Here is a 14,234-nt window from a genome sequence, read left to right as displayed (position 1 = left end):
CTTGCGGAGCCTGAGATGAGTTATTTCAGCGGCAGATAAAGATCGGTCACCAGTTCATATTCCGCCACCTCGTGCACGAAGTTGTGGTAGTGGAAATAGAGCGGGAAATCGCGCAGTTCCTCGCCGCTGGCCGGCAACCACTCGCGGTACAGATAGTGGGCACTTTCCGAGAGCCCATCCAGCGAGCCGTGATGGCGCAGCACCGCGCAGCGCCCGGCCGGCAGCGTGCCGTTCACCACGCCGAAGGCGTTGTCCTCCGGGATCGGCATAGTGACTTCGCCGCAAATGAAGAAGTGGAAGTCCTGCGCTTCGGTGATGGCCGGATCGTGCGGCGCGATGCCGTAAGTGCGGCTGCTTCTGACCGGCGACAGGCCGCTGGTTTTGCGCCACTCGATAAAGCGTGCGGCGGTTTCGTTGACCAGCGCGGGTGGGCCGCTATGTTCGATCATCGCCACCGGCGTGGCCGGAAAATCGACAATATCTACCTTCATGGGTTGTTTCCTTTTGTGTTTCGGTTCGGGAAAGCGCTGTTGCCAATCGATCCAGGCCGGCTGTTTGCGAAACTGGCTCGGCGTTTGGCTGAACGCCTGTTTGAAGGCGCGGCTGAAGGACTCCGGGTTCTGAAAACCGGCGTCCAGCGCGATGTCAATCACCGGCTCCAGCGGGTTATACGCCAGGCGGTACGAGGCGCGTTTAAGCCTCATCCACTGGATATAACGCCACACCGAGATGCCACAATACGCGCTAAACTGGCGTTGAAAATGAAAGCGCGAAAAATGGGCCACTTCGCTCAGTTTTTCGACGGTGAGCGCCTCGTCCAGGTGGCGGTCGATATAGTCAAAGACCTGCGCAAAGCGTTTTGCATACGAGTGGGTCATGTGATTGTCTCCTCCATGCCTGAACTTTGCCCGAACCGCCGCCGCGTCTCCTGACGGATGATGCTGAGTTGCCATTGCAGGAAAACGGGATGGCTGCGGCGTTCGCCGCCGGCCAGGCCAAAATCATAACCCCGCGCGGCCGTGCGCCGCGAGCCCGACCGAGAAGATGAATATTACATGATGGATCGTTCCCGTTTGCTGAAATTCCTGCTGCCCTATCTGTGGCCGAAAGACAACCCGCGGCTGCGTTGGTATCTGGTGGTGGCCTTCGTATTCATGGTGGCGGCCAAGGTCAGCACCACGCTGGTGCCGCTGGCCTACAAAGCGATGGTCGATGCACTGAGCGGCGAGACGGCGAAAATGCTGGCGGTACCGCTGGGGCTGATCGTCGCCTACGGCGTGGCGCGAGTGGGCGGCGCGCTGTTTGAGGAGCTGCGCAACGTGATGTTTATCCACGTCAGCCAGAACGCCACGCGCCTGTTGGGCGTGCGGGTGTTTCGTCAGCTGCACGCGCTGAGCCTGCGCTTCCATCTGGAACGCCAGACCGGCGGGCTGTCGCTGTCCATTGAGCGCGGCACCCAGGCGGTGTCTACCGTGCTGTCGCGGTTGCTGTTTTCTATCGTGCCGATCCTGTTCGAGCTGACGCTGGTCACGGCGATTATGTGGCACATGTTGAACGGCTGGTTCGCGTTGGCGATCCTGACGACGGTCGGCTGCTACATCCTGTTCACCGTGCTGGCGGTGAGCTGGCGCACCCGCTTTCGCCGCGAGCTCAACAAGGCCAATGCCGACGCCAACAGCAAATCCATCGACAGCCTGCTGAACTATGAAACCGTGAAGTATTTCGGCAATGAAGAGTTCGAGGCCGAGCGTTTCGATCTGTCGCGCAGGCTGTATGAATACGCCGCCATCAAGAACCAATTCAGTTTTACCGCGATTAACCTGGGGCAAACCGCCATTATCTCGATCGGGCTGATCGTGATGATGACGATGGCTGCGCAGGGGATTACGCGGGGGACGATGACGGTCGGCGATTTCGTGCTGGTTAACGCCTACCTGTTGCAGCTGTATCAGCCACTGAACTTCTTTGGTTTCATCTACTCGGAGGTGCGTCAGGCGCTGATCGACATGGAGAACATGTTCGATCTGCTGCAGGAGAAGCGCGAAATCGTCGACAGCCCGGATGCGCAGCCGCTGCGTCTCGATCGCGGCGAAGTGCGGTTCGATGCGGTCAGCTTCGGCTACGACGTGCGTCGGCCGATCCTCAAACAGGTGAGTTTTGCCATACCGGCGGGCCACACGGTGGCGGTGGTCGGCGCCTCCGGCGCGGGCAAGTCCACGTTGTCGCGCCTGCTGTTTCGCTTTTACGACGTGCAGGGCGGCGCCATTACCCTCGATGGCCAGGACATTCGCCAGCTGACCCAGGCCAGCCTGCGGCAGGCGATCGGCATCGTGCCGCAGGATACGGTGCTGTTCAACGATACGCTGCGCTACAACATCGGCTATGGCAAAACCGGCTCCAGCGATGAAGAAATAGAGCGGGCGGCGCGGTTGGCGCATATCCATGATTTTATTGTCGGTCTGCCTGACGGTTACGATACCCGGGTGGGCGAGCGTGGGCTGAAGCTGTCGGGCGGTGAAAAGCAGCGGGTAGCGATCGCGCGCACCATCCTGAAAAATCCGGCCATTCTGGTGTTCGACGAGGCGACCAGCGCACTGGATACCCAAACCGAGCGCGAAATCCAGGGGCACCTGCGCGAGGTGAGCCGCAACCACACTACGCTGGTGATCGCCCATCGGCTCTCCACCGTGGTGGACGCCGATGAGATCATCGTGCTGGAGGCGGGAGAAATCGTCGAGCGCGGGGGGCATGAGGCGCTGCTGGCGGCAAACGGCCGCTATGCTGCGATGTGGCAAACCCAGTACAGCGAAGATCACGAACTGAGCTGACGCCGCCGTTTACTCCGCCGACGGAGCGGCCTGCAGCCGTTGTATCACGTAGTCGCAGGCGATGCGGTAATCCTGCTGCAGATCGGTTTCATCCCCGGCCAGGCTGCCGCGCAGCCAGAGGCCATCGATCATCGCCGCCAGCCCGCGCGCTGCGTCGCGCGCCTGCTGCAGCGGCAGCTCGCGGCGGAACTGGCTGCAAATATTGGAATAGAGCCGCCGATCGTTGGCGCGCTGCAGGCGGCGCAGCACCGGCTGATGCATGCTGGCGGCCCAGAAATCGAGCCAGGCGCGCATGGAAATGGCGTTGGTTTGGCTGGGGTGGAAGTTGCCCTGAATGATGGCGCACAGCTGCGACTGGCTGTCGCTCGCCGCCTGAGCGCGGCACTCGGCCACCGCGTCGCGCAAATCGCGCAGGATCTTGCGCATGGTGGCGCTCAGCAATCCCTCCTTATCGCCAAAATAGTGGCTGACGATGCCGGTCGACAGTCCGGCTTCTTTCGCCACCTGCGACAGGGTGACGCCGGCCAGTCCCACCACGCTGATAGCCTCGAAGGCGGCGTTAATCAGCTGTTCCTTGCGCTGCTCAGGAATGTCTCTGCGGTACATATTTTCCTCAACTGATAGGCCAATCACACTTTGGATTTGATTGATTGAACGGTCAATCAATACTCTATATGCTGCAAAAATGTCAAATAAATGACGATTAAATGTTAAATAAAAGTTGCATTCAAATCGTCAGTCTTTCGCCTCATGGAAGCCTGCCAATGACAATAAAAACTCCTCCATCGCTTGACGAAGAACCTGTCAGATTGAATGCCCCGGTATTTTTCGGCTCTGCAGCGGTGATATTGCTGCTGGGGGCGTTGATTGTGCTGTTTCCCGCCGCCAGCAAACAGTGGCTGAATGTTGCGCAGAACTGGGTGGCCGACGTGTTCGGCTGGTATTACATGTTGTTGATGGTCGCCTGCATGGCGTTCGTGTTCTGGCTGGCGCTGTCGCGCTTTGGCCACATTCGCCTCAGCCAGGATGACGAGCCGCCGCAGTTCAGCTACCCCTCCTGGGTGGCGATGCTGTTTTCGTCGGGCATCGGCATTGCGCTGGTGTATTACGGCGCCTACGAGCCGCTGGATCACTTCCTGTCGCCACCGGAAGGCAGCGGCGGCAGCGTGCAGGCGGCGCGACAGGCGATGGCACTCACCTTCCTGCACTGGGGGCTGCACGGTTGGGCGCTGTATGCGCTGATCGCCACTGCGCTTGCCTATTTCGCCTATTGCCGCGGTTTGCCGCTGGCGCTGCGTTCCGCACTGTATCCGATCTTCGGCGAGCGCATCCACGGCGGCGTCGGCCATCTGGTGGACAGTTTCGGCATTCTGGTGACGGTCATCTCGATGGTAACCAACCTGGGGATCGGCGCGCTGCTGGTGAACTCGGGGCTGTTTTACCTGTTCGATATCCCGCAAAGCACCGGCGTGCTGTTGGCACTGATCGTGGTGATGATGGTGGTGGCCACGTTGGCGGCGATCACCGGCGTCGAGAAGGGCATTGCCATGCTGTCGAACATCAACGTCGGCTTCCTGTGCCTGCTGCTGCTGTTCGTGTTTCTGGCCGGCCCGACGCTGAACCTGCTCAACGGCCTGTTGCAGAACGTCGGGGATTATCTGACTTCGCTGGTCAGCCGCAGCTTCGATATGTACCTGTACGGCAAGGCGCGCCAATGGCAGGGCGCCTGGACGCTGTTCTATTGGGCCTGGTGGGTGGCGTGGGCGCCGTTCGTCGGGCTGTTTATCGCGCGCATTTCCAAAGGGCGCACTATCCGCGAACTGATCTTCGGCGTGTTGTTGATCCCGCTGGGGTTCACGCTGGCGTGGCTGTCGATCTTCGGCAATACCGCCATCAGCCTGGTGCTGGAAGGCGGGCAGGCGATCCTGGGGCAGGTGGCGCAAAGCGATCCGCCGATGGCGGTGTTCAAGCTGTTCGAATACCTGCCTTATACCCAGCTGACCGCCGGTTTCGTGGTGGTGATAAGCTTCGTGCTGTTTCTGACGCCGGTCGATTCCGGCACGCTGATGATAGCCAACCTCTCCTGCCAGGGCGGTTCCGCTCACGATGACGCGCCGGCCTGGCTGCGGGTGTTCTGGGCGGCGGTCACCACGCTGGTGTGCGCCGGGCTGTTGTACGCCGGCAGCTTCAGCGCGATGCAGACCGCAGTGGTGCTGTGCGGCCTGCCGTTCTCGGCGGTGATCGTGCTGTATATGCTTAGCCTGCGCAAGGACCTGTGCGGTTACGCCATGAAGCCGGCGCTTCCCTGAGGCAGATTATTCGTCCGCGCGCGGCCGGTGATGCACGTACTCGACAATCGTGCCGTCCGGCAGGCGCGCATTGAAACAGGCGCCGGTGGGCACCTCCACCGGGCCGAAGAAGATCTCGGCCCCGGCGGCCAGCAGCCGCCGGTGGTAAGGATAAATGTCATCGACCAGCAGCGTGCCGACGGTGCTGCGGAAAGGGCGCAGCTGCTCTTCCGACCCTTCCAGAATCAGAAACGGCCCCACCGCCGCCAGCACCAGCCGATGCTCGGGAAAGTCGAAGCGCATATCCGCTTCCACGCCGTGCAGCTGCTCGTAGAACGCGATGGCACGGTCAATCTCGCCTTCGTCGACGTAGACCCGAATCAGCACGCGCGGCTCGCGCCGCGATGAAGAGTCGGCGGTTTTGCGCCAGAAACCGGCTTCGGTCAGTTTTGCCGTCATGTTCATCTCCTTGCGGGTTGTCTGCCGCTTATCATGCCGCCATTTTCCATCCGAGTTTGGATCGAGTTGGCATAAGCTAGCCGCGCCGGTAATAACCCGTTCACTGGGCATGAAAAAGGGAGCTCTGTTTGTGATTCTTGTCACGGCCTGCGCTTTTATTATTATTCAGCATTGATAATGTCATCGCGTGATTATTGATTAACACAATGGAGTTAATCGTTCGCATTATGGTCGCTATAAAGCAAACAGATTCAAATAATAAAAAGGGTGGGGTTATAAGGCCGATGAAAGGGAAGATACCGTCTATTTATAAGAAAGGATTAAGTTTTGTTTATTAACGTATTTATAAATCACGTGGCTTTGGTTTCTTTTATAAAAATAAAAAGTGCCGAATAAATTTGGTTTATTTATTAAAAACAAAAAGTTGATTTATTTTCATGTCGTTCACGCGCGGTGAAAAATGCCTGATTTGTTCTCCCGACGCCGTTTTCAACGGCCGTTTGACATGTCCGCAGCTTGCGATAATTTTATGTCATTAACATGTTAATGAGTTGTTGTTGTGACGGATGGCCAAATTCTCCCTTGGCCGAACGCTTAACGCACTTATGCCATGGCGGGTCGCCATTCATAAGTTAACTTATGGACCAATGACGCTATGAATACATCGCCAGGGCCACGCGGAACATTAAGTGAAGAGAACCGGTTGCTGATTATTTTATTTTTTGTCTTCGGCTGCGTGTTCGTCGATCGCCTCACCATCTCGTTTCTGTTTCCGATGATTGCCGCCGACCTTAAGCTGAGCAACGTGCATCTCGGCACGCTGTCGGCGGTGTTGGCGTTAACCTGGGCGCTGTCCGGCGCGGGATTGGGGGCTATCGCCGATCGCTTTAATATCCGCAAACCGATGCTGATCCTATCGATCCTGGTGTTTTCGCTGTTCTCCGCACTGTCGGGGCTGGTCAGCGGCTTTGCCATGTTATTGATCTTCCGAGCGCTGATGGGGATCGCCGAAGGGCCGGTGCTGCCGATCGCCCAGTCGCTGATGGTGGAAAAATCGCAGCCGCAGCGCCGCGGTTTCAACATGGGTTTGATCCAGGGCGCGGCGCCGGGGCTGCTGGGCGGCATTATCGCGCCGCCGCTGATCATCTATCTGGCGCAGAAGTGGGGCTGGAGCATGGCGTTTCACCTGACCGCCGTGCCGGGCATCATTCTGGCGTGGCTGATCTATCGCTATGTGAACGGTAAAAAGGATCCCGCCTTTATCGCCGCGCCGGCGGCCGGCAAGGCGGCGGGCAAAGCCGCTTACGGCGAGCTGTTCAAAATCAAGAACGTTGCGCTGTGCATTCTGATCTCCTGCGTGTTCGTCACCTGGTTCATGATCATCATTACCTTCACCCCTAACTTTTTGGTGACCGACCGCGGCTTCGGCGAAGGCACGATGGGCGGCATCATGAGCGCCATCGGCGCCGCCTGGGTCTTCTGGGGCGTGGCGGTACCGGCGATCTCCGATCGCCTTGGCCGCAAACCGACGCTGATCTTCTTTTCGCTGTTGGCGGTGTGCTGCCCGCTGTTCCTGAGCTACGTCGACAACCCGTGGCTGCTGGGCGTGCTGGTGTTCCTGTCTTATACCGGCCTTGGGTGCTTCACGCTGTTTATGGCCACCATCCCCTCTGAAACGGTGTCGCCGGCCCGTATCGCCACCGCGTTGGGGCTGGTAATGGGGATCGGCGAGGTGATTGGCGGCTGTCTGGCGCCGTTCATCGCCGGGCTGATCGCCGATCGCTACGGGTTGGTCAGCGTGATGTGGCTGGCGGCTGCCGGCGCCGTCTGCGCCGGCGTACTGAGTTGTTTTCTCGATGAAACGGCTCCTGCCGTGGTGAACCGCAGAGCGGTGAAACCGGCGGGCGTCGTCGACGTTTAAAGCGGCTTTCATCCCATTAATCAAGGAGAGCGAAGATGTCAGCAGAACCATCCGTACTGAATCAAAATGCCGAACCGGACTGGAAGAATTACGACGATTTCGCGCGCGGCATCGACACCAACCGGCTGCCGGGCACTCAGGACTGGCGCGGCAAAACGTTGCAGATCGCCTTTGAAGACGGCGGGGAAATCACGCTGCGCTTCAGCGCCGATCGGCAGCGGGTGCTTTGGGCCTGGGGCGGGGAGAGCGGTGAGGACGCTTATGAAGAGGTGCAAACCTCCGCCGCACGTTATTTCTTCAATATTCCGCTGCAGTCGCCGGGCAACGAGTGCCTGACGCTGGTGCTCAACCGTGAAAGTGGCCGGGCGCTGCTGGTGCGCAGCACGCTGTTGCCGGAACAGACGGTGGAAAAGGGCTCGCGCCTCAAGCAAAGCTTCCACGTCGGCCGGATTGTCGGCGTCACGCCGGGCGGCATCGCGCCGCATCTGACCCGTGAGCTGATCGGCTATCGTACGCTGAACGTCTACAGCCCCAACCATTACTACGAACACTTCTACGTCAACACCGAGCGCTATGCCTGGCAAAACCTGCGCGGCGAACAGTTCGGCCACGGTGACATGGACTATGCCACCTACTACAAGTTTGAGGACGAGATGTTCCTGTTCACCTTCCGGGAAAAGATTATCCCGGTGTGCTCGGTATTCTTCTTCGATTTTATCTCCGGGCGCTGCACCGGCACCTTCCTCGGGCTGGACGCCGCCGGCCGGGTTCTGGTGTCGCCGGCCGGGGCTTTCATCAGCAAGATGAGCTACAACGCTTATCCGGAGGGCGTGCAGCCGCTGTGAGTCAGGCGTTTCTGACCAGCGAACCGGCGTTGATCTCCGCGATGGTTTTCGCGCCGGTGAGCGTCATGGCGACGCGCATCTCTTTGTCGATCAGATCCAGCAAGTTAGCGACGCCGGCTTCGCCGGCCGCCGCCAGCGCATAGACGAAGGCGCGCCCCAGCAGTACGGTGTCGGCGCCCAGCGCGATCATGCGTACCACGTCCAGGCCGCTGCGGATGCCGGAGTCGGCCAGCAGCGTGATGTCGCCTTTCACCGCGTCGGCGATCGCCGGCATGGCGCGCGCGGTCGACAGCACGCCGTCCAGCTGGCGGCCGCCGTGGTTGGAAACGATGATGCCGTCGGCGCCGAAGCGCACGGCGTCTTTGGCATCCTCCGGATCCAGAATGCCTTTGATGATCATCGGGCCGTCCCAGAATTCGCGGATCCACTCCAGATCTTTCCAGGAAATCGACGGATCGAAGTTGGCGCCCAGCCAGCCGATGTAGTCTTCCAGGCTGGTCGGTTTGCCGCGGTAGGCTGAAACGTTGCCCAGATCGTGCGGCTTGCCGAGCAGGCCGACGTCCCAGGCCCACTGCGGATGGGTAAACGCCTGCAGCACGCGGCGCAGGGCGGCGTTAGGGCCGCTCATCCCCGAATGGGCGTCGCGATAACGGGCGCCCGGCACCGGCATGTCGACGGTGAACACCAGCGTTTTCACGCCGGCGGCCTTGGCACGCTCCAGCGCGTTGCGCATAAAACCGCGATCTTTCAGCACGTAGAGCTGGAACCACATCGGCCGATCGATCGCCGGCGCCACCTCTTCGATCGGGCAGACCGACACGGTGGACAGGGTGAACGGAATGCCTTTTTGGGCTGCGGCGCGCGCGGCCTGCACTTCACCGCGGCGGGCGTACATGCCGGTCAGCCCCACCGGCCCCAACGCCACCGGCATCGCCAGCTGCTCGCCGAACAGCGTGGTTTCCAGGCTGAGTTCGGACATATTGCGCAGCACGCGCTGGCGCAAGGCGATATCGGCCAGGTCTGCGGTATTGCGCTTCAGCGTATGCTCCGCGTAGGCCCCGCCGTCGATATAGTGAAACAGAAACGGCGGCAGTTTGGCCTGGGCGGCGGCCCGGTAGTCGGTTGACGCGGAGATGATCATAGTGTTTACCTTCTTGTCTTGCTTGCGATAACGAGTTGTCGATCAGAGCGTGAGGATCGCCGCCATACCGGCCGCAATCCCGCCGTACGCCAGCATCGGCAGCACGGTCTTTCTGATGATTTTGCCTTCGGCGTTGCCGATCCCGAGGATCGAGCAGACCGCGATAATATTGTTCAGGCACACCATGTTGCCCATGGCGCCGCCGACGGACTGCAAGGCCAGCGTCAGATTGACGTCGAGGCCGCTGCTCTGGGCGATCGACTGCTGAATGCCGCCGAACGTCAGGTTCGAGACGGTATTGGAACCGGAGAAGAACGATCCCAGCGCGCCGAGCAATGACGAGAACAGCAGCCAGCTGTCGCCGGTCAGCGCCGCCAGCGCTTTGCCGATCAGGATCACCGGCGCGTTGTCGCCGCCCTGCATCATCAGGTTGACCATCACCAGTGCGCCGAACAGGGCGATAAAGGGCCGTGCGATGCGCCCGCCGGTTTCACTGAACATCTGCCGCACCTGGCCGCCATTCAGCCGGAACAGCGGAATGCACAGCAGCACCACCAGCAGGAACGGGATCAGCGCCGGGACATACAACGTTTTGTAGCCGGCGGCGGCGGAGGTGCCCAGCACGTGTTGCAGTTCGACGATCAGCGCCCGGCTGACGCGCAGCTCCCCGAGCCAGCCGAGATTTTCCTGCCACAGCAGCGCGGTGTTGTTGAGCAGCGCCTTGAGGCCCAGTTGGTGAACGCGCGTCACTATCAGAATAGCAATCAGCAGCAGGGTCGGGGTCATGGCCTTGACCACCTGCAAGAACGGCACCGCTTGCCCGGCGCTCTGCGGTTTGTCGCTGCGGGCGAGGCCGATGCCGCCGCGCGCCAGCAGCACCGACAGCGCCAGGCCGATCGCGCCGCCGACCAGCGCCGGGAACTCATAGTTCACCTGGGCCAACAGCAGATAGGGCACGGTGCAGCTCAGTACGCTGAGCAGGATAAACGGCAGATTGCGGCGGATATCCCGCCAGGAAACGATAAAGCGCAGCGCCAGCAGAGGAATGATGAAACCGGCGACAAAGTGGATCAGCGCGGTTTGTCGGCCGATCTCCAGCAGGCTGGCGTCCGACAGGCCGAGATTGGCGAAGCCGAACCAGGTGGGGGTGCCCACGGCGCCGAAGGAGACCGGCACCGAGTTCATCACCAGCGTCAACAGAGCGACGCGCAGCGGGTTGAAGCCCAGCCCGACCAGAATCGGCGCGGCGATGGCGGCCGGGGTGCCGAAGCCGCTGGCGCCTTCAATCATAAAGGCGAACGCCCAGCCGATAATCATCAGTTGGGCCACGGGATTGGGGCTGATGGTTTCCAGCCAGCGGCGCACCACGTTTTCCGCGCCGCTCACCTGCATCAGTTTGTTGAGCAGGATGGCGCCGGCGATGATGGTGATCGGCGTCAGCGTCGACACCAGCGCGGTGATGATATGGGCATGCAGCAGCCGCAGCGAGGCATCGAACCACAAGAGCTGTACGGCGTACACCACGGCGGCCGTCAGCGGCAGGGCGAGGTAAGAGGGCACGCCATTCCTTTTGGTCATCATCCAGATCAGCAGGATGATGGGCGCAATACTGAAAAGCAGGGGCATAAGATCCTCAGGGTTATTATTTTTATGGGCAGAGAGATGTAGCTGAAAGGTTAATTACCGCAACATTTTTATTCTAATCACAACGTTGGCGACGATGCCATGCGGTAATTTTTTAACATCGGCGAACGGCGCCGCCGGCGGGGAAAACGTCGGTGTGAGGGGTTAAATTAATGTGTTTAAAATCAGACTAATAGAAGTGGTTTTTGTGTGATGAATGCGCGAGTTCACATTAATTAAGCGGTAATGTTCAATAGATTATGTCCAAAAATGCCGTAATCCCCACGGCATTTTCCGGCCATGGAGAAATAATCAGAGCAGAAAACTCAAAAGTAATGGCTGATATTTTGGTAGGAACCGATGATATGTTCGATCAGCAGGCGAGTTTTTAACGGCAGATTGCGGGTGTAAGGATAGACGGCGTAAATGCCCAGCACCTTGCCGCAGTGGCCGGCCAAAATCTCCGTCAGTTTTCCGTCCTGCAAGTCTTCGTACACCATGCAGCGCGGCACCATGGCGATGCCGTGACCGCCGATTACCGCTTTGCGGATCGCTCGCGCATTGTTGGCCGACAGGTTGCCGTTAACCTGCAGCTCGTAGATGTCGTTGCGCCCTGGCCGCTTCATCAGCCAGTTGGCGGTGCCGCTCTCCTGGTAGGTGTAGGTCAGGCAGTTGTGGCTAAGCAGATCGTCGGCGCTGCGCGGTTCCGGGTGGCTTTCCAGGTAGCCCGGCGAGCAGACGATCACCCAGCGGGAATCGAAGATCGGCCGGGCAATCAGGCTGGAATCCGGCATGGTGCCGGTCCGGATCGCCAGATCGATGCCTTCTTCCACCAGATCGACGAAGCGGTTTTCCAGCCGCATTTCGACCTTCAGGCTGGGATGCTGGGCGCAAAATTCCGCCACGCTTTCGCTCAGCAGCAGCTCGCCCGAAATGGTTGGCACCGACATGCGGATGGTGCCGGTCAACTCTTCGCTCTTTTCGCTGACGGCGTACAGCGCCTCCTGCACTTTGGCGCCGATCTCTTTGGCCTGCTGGTAGAGCGCCTGGCCGCTTTCGGTCAGCGTCAGGCTGCGGGTGGTGCGGTACAGCAGGCGGGCACCCAGCGATTTTTCCAGCCGCCCGATGCGTTTACTGACCACCGAGCTGGTGATGCCGGCGCTCTCCGCAGCCTTGCTGAACGACCCGCAGTCGACAATCAGGGCAAACAGAATCAGGTCGTTGGCGTATTCGTGAGTGGCGAGCATAATCGGCTGTTCCCTTCAGCGGCAAGTGGCGCCAGTGTAAGTCTCTCGTTTCAATAAGCAATCATCAAAATGCCCCCGACGCCGAAATCAGAGGCTGCGCGAACAATGAGAATTCGTCTTGATCTCATTCTCGCGCCGCTTACAATGCCTGCCAGATCGCGACTTCAGAGGTTTTTTCATGGAACTGCTACGGGTGGTTTATCACCAGTATCGTTGGCCCTTTCTGGCGGTGATGGCATTGACCATGACCAGCGCCGGCTTAGGCATCGGTATCATTGCATTTATCAATCAATACCTGATGGACGCCGGCGGCGATGCATTGGCCGTGCTGCCGATGTTTCTTGCCCTGCTGGCATTGCTGATGGCGGTCACGCTGGGCTCGCAATTGGCGCTGACGACCTTGGGCCATTACTTCGTCTACCGCCTGCGCGGGCAGTTAGTGAAGCGCATCCTGGATACCGATATTGAACGCCTCGAACAGCTAGGCAGCGCCTCATTATTGGCCAGCCTGTCCAGCGATGTGCGCAATATCACCGTCGCCTTCGTGCGCTTGCCCGAACTGGTGCAAGGGGTGATTTTAACCCTGGGATCGGCGGCCTATCTGGGATGGCTGTCACCGAAAATGCTGGCGGTGACGGCGGTGTGGGTCGCCATCACCGTGGTGGGCAGTGGTTGTCTGGTCTCGCGGGTTTATCGCCATATGGCCAGTTTGCGCGAGTCAGAAGAGCGTCTCTATCATCATTATGAATCGGTGATTGACGGTCGTAAGGAACTGACGTTGAACCGCAAGCGAGCGCAGGCGCTGTACGAACAGGTCTATCAGCCTGATGCGCAAGCTTACCGCTACCATATCATTCGCGCCGATACCTTCCATCTGAGTGCGCTCAACTGGTCAAATATCATGATGTTGGGGGCGATCGGGCTGGTGTTCTTTATGGCCAACAGCCTGGGATGGGCGAACTCGACGGTAGCCGCCACGTATTCCCTGACGTTGCTGTTCTTGCGCACGCCATTACTGCAGGCGGTCGGAGCGTTTCCGACGCTGGTCAGCGCCGAAGTCGCCTTCAACAAGCTGAAGACGCTGCGCCTGGCCGAGTACCAACCGGCGTTCCCTGCCGCCACCGGCCGTGCCTGGCAGACGCTGGAACTGCGCGACGTGGTTTTTCACTATGCGGATACGGAACAGCAGCCCGGTTTTGCCGTCGGGCCGCTCAATCTGACGCTGCGGCGTGGCGAGCTGGTCTTTTTGATCGGTGGCAACGGCAGCGGCAAGTCAACGCTGGCGATGCTGCTGACCGGGTTGTACCGGCCGGTGAGCGGGCACATCGTTGTGGATGGCATCGCCCAGACCGCAGCGGATATGCCGGATTATCGTCGGCTGTTTTCGGCGATTTTCACCGATTTTCATCAGTTCGATCGCTTGCAAGGGCCGGAAGGTGGCGAACCCGATGCGGAGTTGGTCGCCGTCTGGCTCGAGCGCTTGAATATGAAAAGCAAACTGCAGTTCGACGGCGACAGGGTGACCAACCCGCAGCTGTCGCAGGGGCAGCGCAAACGTCTGGCCCTGCTGCTGGCGGTGGCGGAACAGCGCGATATCCTGCTGTTGGATGAATGGGCCGCGGATCAGGATCCGCAGTTCCGGCGTATTTTTTATCGCGAGCTGTTGCCAGAGTTGCGCGCGTTAGGCAAAACGGTATTCGCCATCAGCCATGACGACCACTATTTCGAACATGCCGATCGGTTGCTTGAGATGCGCTCCGGCCAGCTGCGCGAACTGACCGGCTGCGAGCGTGAACACGCCAGCCGAGACTCCGTCAGTCGAATTGGCTAATCCTCGCCGGCCCGGGCGAAACCCAAACGGGCCGGCGCTTCTCCTCATGCG

At 59.8% G+C, this 14,234-nt stretch carries 11 protein-coding genes; 5 read left to right on the top strand and 6 right to left on the bottom strand.

Features of this window, described 5'->3' with window-relative positions:
* Positions 1-20: 20 nt before the first annotated feature.
* Complete coding sequence (locus ACRAWE_RS15785; RefSeq protein WP_211130057.1) at positions 21-878, bottom strand: AraC family transcriptional regulator; 858 nt, start codon at positions 876-878, stop codon at positions 21-23.
* Between the two features lie 180 nt (positions 879-1,058).
* Here ACRAWE_RS15785 and ACRAWE_RS15780 point away from each other — a divergent pair, with 180 nt between their 5' ends.
* Positions 1,059-2,828: an ABCB family ABC transporter ATP-binding protein/permease gene (locus tag ACRAWE_RS15780; protein ID WP_025160225.1), complete on the top strand. Its 1,770-nt coding sequence runs from the start codon at positions 1,059-1,061 to the stop codon at positions 2,826-2,828.
* Between the two features lie 9 nt (positions 2,829-2,837).
* Here the strand turns inward: ACRAWE_RS15780 and betI are convergent, their stop codons facing one another.
* On the bottom strand, positions 2,838-3,434 hold the full coding sequence (gene betI / locus ACRAWE_RS15775; RefSeq protein ID WP_063917958.1) for a transcriptional regulator BetI: 597 nt from the start codon (positions 3,432-3,434) through the stop codon (positions 2,838-2,840).
* Positions 3,435-3,592: 158 nt separating this feature from the next.
* Here betI and ACRAWE_RS15770 point away from each other — a divergent pair, with 158 nt between their 5' ends.
* Complete coding sequence (locus tag ACRAWE_RS15770; RefSeq protein ID WP_063917957.1) at positions 3,593-5,137, top strand: BCCT family transporter; 1,545 nt, start codon at positions 3,593-3,595, stop codon at positions 5,135-5,137.
* Positions 5,138-5,143: 6 nt separating this feature from the next.
* Here the strand turns inward: ACRAWE_RS15770 and ACRAWE_RS15765 are convergent, their stop codons facing one another.
* Positions 5,144-5,575: a VOC family protein gene (locus tag ACRAWE_RS15765; protein WP_019455685.1), complete on the bottom strand. Its 432-nt coding sequence runs from the start codon at positions 5,573-5,575 to the stop codon at positions 5,144-5,146.
* 655 nt (positions 5,576-6,230) lie between these two features.
* On the opposite strand from ACRAWE_RS15765, the gene ACRAWE_RS15760 reads away from it, so the two are divergent.
* Together ACRAWE_RS15760 and ACRAWE_RS15755 are read left to right on the top strand one after the other, a co-directional pair.
* Positions 6,231-7,496 (top strand): MFS transporter, encoded by a 1,266-nt coding sequence (locus ACRAWE_RS15760; protein WP_063917956.1) that lies wholly within the window; start codon positions 6,231-6,233, stop codon positions 7,494-7,496.
* A 35-nt stretch (positions 7,497-7,531) separates the two neighbouring features.
* Positions 7,532-8,341, top strand: coding sequence for a MoaF C-terminal domain-containing protein (locus tag ACRAWE_RS15755; RefSeq protein ID WP_432525599.1), 810 nt, complete (start codon positions 7,532-7,534; stop codon positions 8,339-8,341).
* A gap of 1 nt (position 8,342) precedes the next feature.
* Here ACRAWE_RS15755 and lldD read toward each other — a convergent pair whose 3' ends face one another.
* The 3 genes from lldD to ACRAWE_RS15740 form a co-directional block, all read right to left on the bottom strand.
* Positions 8,343-9,482 (bottom strand): FMN-dependent L-lactate dehydrogenase LldD, encoded by a 1,140-nt coding sequence (gene lldD / locus ACRAWE_RS15750; protein ID WP_063917954.1) that lies wholly within the window; start codon positions 9,480-9,482, stop codon positions 8,343-8,345.
* A gap of 42 nt (positions 9,483-9,524) precedes the next feature.
* Positions 9,525-11,108 carry an L-lactate permease gene (locus tag ACRAWE_RS15745; protein ID WP_211130520.1) on the bottom strand — a complete coding sequence of 528 codons (1,584 nt, stop codon included), beginning with the start codon at positions 11,106-11,108 and terminating at the stop codon, positions 9,525-9,527.
* Between the two features lie 323 nt (positions 11,109-11,431).
* Positions 11,432-12,352, bottom strand: coding sequence for a LysR family transcriptional regulator (locus tag ACRAWE_RS15740; RefSeq protein ID WP_019455690.1), 921 nt, complete (start codon positions 12,350-12,352; stop codon positions 11,432-11,434).
* A gap of 178 nt (positions 12,353-12,530) precedes the next feature.
* On the opposite strand from ACRAWE_RS15740, the gene ACRAWE_RS15735 reads away from it, so the two are divergent.
* Positions 12,531-14,183 carry a multidrug ABC transporter permease/ATP-binding protein gene (locus ACRAWE_RS15735; protein ID WP_063918002.1) on the top strand — a complete coding sequence of 551 codons (1,653 nt, stop codon included), beginning with the start codon at positions 12,531-12,533 and terminating at the stop codon, positions 14,181-14,183.
* The last annotated feature ends 51 nt before the right edge of the window (positions 14,184-14,234 follow it).

It is taken from the genome of Serratia sp. BFP-2025 (assembly GCF_050880365.1).
Lineage (GTDB): Bacteria > Pseudomonadota > Gammaproteobacteria > Enterobacterales > Enterobacteriaceae > Serratia > Serratia surfactantfaciens.
This window is presented reverse-complemented; position numbering and strand designations above follow the sequence as displayed.

Excerpts from the sequence above, each read along its gene's own strand:
- betI (WP_063917958.1), bottom strand. The coding sequence starts at position 3,434 with ATGTACCGCAGAGACATTCCTGAGCAGCGCAAGGAACAGCTGATTAAC.
- lldD (WP_063917954.1), bottom strand. The coding sequence starts at position 9,482 with ATGATCATCTCCGCGTCAACCGACTACCGGGCCGCCGCCCAGGCCAAA.
- ACRAWE_RS15735 (WP_063918002.1), top strand. The coding sequence starts at position 12,531 with ATGGAACTGCTACGGGTGGTTTATCACCAGTATCGTTGGCCCTTTCTG.
- ACRAWE_RS15755 (WP_432525599.1), top strand. The coding sequence starts at position 7,532 with ATGTCAGCAGAACCATCCGTACTGAATCAAAATGCCGAACCGGACTGG.
- ACRAWE_RS15765 (WP_019455685.1), bottom strand. The coding sequence starts at position 5,575 with ATGACGGCAAAACTGACCGAAGCCGGTTTCTGGCGCAAAACCGCCGAC.
- ACRAWE_RS15745 (WP_211130520.1), bottom strand. The coding sequence starts at position 11,108 with ATGCCCCTGCTTTTCAGTATTGCGCCCATCATCCTGCTGATCTGGATG.
- ACRAWE_RS15760 (WP_063917956.1), top strand. The coding sequence starts at position 6,231 with ATGAATACATCGCCAGGGCCACGCGGAACATTAAGTGAAGAGAACCGG.
- ACRAWE_RS15785 (WP_211130057.1), bottom strand. The coding sequence starts at position 878 with ATGACCCACTCGTATGCAAAACGCTTTGCGCAGGTCTTTGACTATATC.
- ACRAWE_RS15770 (WP_063917957.1), top strand. The coding sequence starts at position 3,593 with ATGACAATAAAAACTCCTCCATCGCTTGACGAAGAACCTGTCAGATTG.
- ACRAWE_RS15740 (WP_019455690.1), bottom strand. The coding sequence starts at position 12,352 with ATGCTCGCCACTCACGAATACGCCAACGACCTGATTCTGTTTGCCCTG.
- ACRAWE_RS15780 (WP_025160225.1), top strand. The coding sequence starts at position 1,059 with ATGGATCGTTCCCGTTTGCTGAAATTCCTGCTGCCCTATCTGTGGCCG.